Below are 2,460 nucleotides of genomic sequence, written 5' to 3'. Positions count from 1 at the left end.
CTAAAAGCTCCGTTTGCTTGGGTGGGTGGTAAAAACTATTTAGCTAAAGAAATCATCGCTTTAATGCCTGAGCATAAAAGCTATATTGAAGTCTTTGGAGGAGCTTTAAGTGTTTTTTATCAAAAAAGTGCTTCAAAAATAGAAGTCATTAATGACATTAACGACGAGCTTATTAATTTACATCTTTGTATAAGAAACAAACCCCAAAGCCTAGCAAATGTGCTTAATTCTATGATAATAAGTAGAAAAATCTTTCATATGCTTAAAAATAAAGAAATTAAGCCAAGAAATGACTTAGAAAGGGCTGCTTTTTATTTTTATCTTATCAGTACTTCTTTTGGTTCAAGTATGGGACAATTTGCTATGAGTAAACAAAGAGCACCAAAGAGATTATGTAGGGATTTTAGCTTACATACAAAAAGACTTAAAAATGCCAGTATTGAAAATAAAAGCTTTGAATATATTTTAAAAGAATATGATTATAATGAAGCTTTGTTTTATTTAGATCCACCTTATGTAGGGACTGAGAATTATTATAAAAACACAGGAGGTTTTGGGCTAAAAGAACATGAACTTTTATGTAATTTGCTTAAAAATATCAAGGGTAAATTTATGCTTTCTTATAATGATTGTGAGCTTATAAGAAAGCTTTATAAAGATTTTAATATTAAGGAATTAAAAGTAAGGTATTCTTTAAATAATAATGTTTTAAAAAGAAAAGAAAGTAAAGAGCTTTTGATTATGAATTTTTAAAAGCTAAGAGAGTAAAAATACTCTCTTTTATTTTAGTAAAGAGCTTAAAAACTTTAGAGCTTCTTTGCTAAAATCTTTATTGCTTTCTTCTAGATACTCTTTATCTAAAATAGCACCGTATTTTAATAAAAGTAAAATCGCTCCAAAATTATTATGAGTTATTGCATAAAACATAGGTTCTTCGCCCATGCATTCTTTAGTTGCACTCATACCATTTTTAAGATATTCTAAAACAAGTTCATTGTTATGGTTGCAAATTGCGTTTATAAAAGTCTTGCTAAAACCTTTTTTGATATCTACTATTACTTTACTCATCTTATCTCCTTTTGTTTTGATAAGACAAGATTAGCTTTGCTTGGCTGAATGTGTGCTGTTGTTTGACATCTTTTTGAAATCAATTTGTATTAACCCAATCTTGCACCACATTTAATAAATGATTATAATCACTACTCATGGCTTCTTTTTGAAAATTACTTATTTCTTCTTTGCTTACACCTGCTTTTTTTAAAGCCTTGCTTACTCTTGCTAGAATACTAAAAGCATTGCCATCTTCGCCAACTAATTTCACATAAACATTAGGATATTTCATCTTTTCTCCTTAAAATTCACAAAAGGTACTTTTTAATTCGTATCTTTGTTTTTCATCATTATATTTAACTACAAATTTTCTACCTATAATATATCTTTCAAACAAAGGAACTTGTATAAGACTTTTATCTTCATTCATCTCAAATCTTTTAGCGATTGAATAAGAGTTTATGCCCATATTATAAATAGTCATAAGCTCTAATATATTATCTCTAGCAAGATAATCTTTTTCTTTTAAAAGCTTTTTGTACAAAATCCTAAATTCACTCTCTAAATCTTGTATGATTTTTTCTTTTAATTCTTTATCGGTGTAATTTTTGATATCTTTCATGTTTATCTCCTTTTTCGATAGAACAACCTTGTGTTTTACACTCTCTGTGAGATTAGCTTGACTTAGCTTATTGTGTACTGTTACATCTTAGAAAGTTCTCCAATTACTACACCAATTAGTAAAAAATCTCCATTTTTATAAAATATATCTTTATATAAAGGATTTAAAGAGTGTAAAATCACTCCATCAACTTGTTTTAAAACTTGTTTTATAAAAAGTCCATCTCTAGTATTAATCACACAAATGCTTTTATTTTTAAAAGCCTTATTCCTATCTATTGCACAAATTGAACCATCTTTTATAAGTGGTTCCATACTCTCTCCATAACAAGTGATAAACTCACATTCTTTACTTCCAAAAAAGTTTAAAACCTTTTCATCGATGATTAAATCAGAGCTATCAATCAAATCATTTATACCACCTCCACCTAAACTTGCATTTGTTTTATAAAGCTTTAAAATTTTATATTTATTCTCACATTCTAATTGATCTTTTGGGGAACTTCCATAGAAGAAATAATTAATGCTTATATTTCTTTGATTTAAAAAGTTTAGGATTTGTGGATAAGGAATGGAGTTTCTAAATTTCATGGAATTAAAAGTATCAGGATGAATTCCTAGTTCTTTAGCTATATCTTTGGTTTTTAAATCACGCTTACCTTCACTTGCAAGTATATCTTTTAATTTTTCAATCACTTCTTGCATTTGCATTTTAAATCCTTTGATTTTAATTTCAAAGAATTTAAACATAAAATTTCAAAAAGCAATTAAAAACTTTTGATTTGAAAG

At 27.3% G+C, this 2,460-nt stretch carries 5 protein-coding genes; 1 reads left to right on the top strand and 4 read right to left on the bottom strand.

Annotated elements, in window-relative coordinates; all coding sequences use genetic code 11:
* Nucleotides 1-753: DNA adenine methylase (locus tag AJ885_RS09840; protein ID WP_083262095.1), on the top strand; the 753-nt coding region annotated here is incomplete at its 5' end.
* Between the two features lie 27 nt (nt 754-780).
* Here AJ885_RS09840 and AJ885_RS09835 read toward each other — a convergent pair.
* From AJ885_RS09835 to AJ885_RS09820, 4 genes are all read right to left on the bottom strand, one after another.
* The gene (locus AJ885_RS09835; protein ID WP_002865289.1) at nt 781-1,068 is read right to left on the bottom strand and encodes a hypothetical protein; all 288 of its coding nucleotides are present in this window, start codon (nt 1,066-1,068) and stop codon (nt 781-783) included.
* Nucleotides 1,069-1,147: 79 nt separating this feature from the next.
* Nucleotides 1,148-1,342: a hypothetical protein gene (locus AJ885_RS09830; RefSeq protein ID WP_002875224.1), complete on the bottom strand. Its 195-nt coding sequence runs from the start codon at nt 1,340-1,342 to the stop codon at nt 1,148-1,150.
* Between the two features lie 9 nt (nt 1,343-1,351).
* Nucleotides 1,352-1,672 (bottom strand): hypothetical protein, encoded by a 321-nt coding sequence (locus AJ885_RS09825; RefSeq protein WP_002865000.1) that lies wholly within the window; start codon nt 1,670-1,672, stop codon nt 1,352-1,354.
* Nucleotides 1,673-1,752: 80 nt separating this feature from the next.
* Nucleotides 1,753-2,382 (bottom strand): helix-turn-helix transcriptional regulator, encoded by a 630-nt coding sequence (locus AJ885_RS09820; RefSeq protein WP_070281255.1) that lies wholly within the window; start codon nt 2,380-2,382, stop codon nt 1,753-1,755.
* Nucleotides 2,383-2,460 lie beyond the last annotated feature (78 nt).

Origin of the sequence: Campylobacter sp. BCW_6464 (genome assembly GCF_001762775.1) — a bacterium.
In the GTDB taxonomy this organism is placed as follows: domain Bacteria; phylum Campylobacterota; class Campylobacteria; order Campylobacterales; family Campylobacteraceae; genus Campylobacter_D; species Campylobacter_D jejuni.
This window is presented reverse-complemented; position numbering and strand designations above follow the sequence as displayed.

Bases quoted from the DNA above. Each gene is read 5' to 3' on its own strand.
- AJ885_RS09835 (WP_002865289.1), bottom strand. From the start codon at position 1,068: ATGAGTAAAGTAATAGTAGATATCAAAAAAGGTTTTAGCAAGACTTTT.
- AJ885_RS09830 (WP_002875224.1), bottom strand. From the start codon at position 1,342: ATGAAATATCCTAATGTTTATGTGAAATTAGTTGGCGAAGATGGCAAT.
- AJ885_RS09825 (WP_002865000.1), bottom strand. From the start codon at position 1,672: ATGAAAGATATCAAAAATTACACCGATAAAGAATTAAAAGAAAAAATC.
- AJ885_RS09820 (WP_070281255.1), bottom strand. From the start codon at position 2,382: ATGCAAATGCAAGAAGTGATTGAAAAATTAAAAGATATACTTGCAAGT.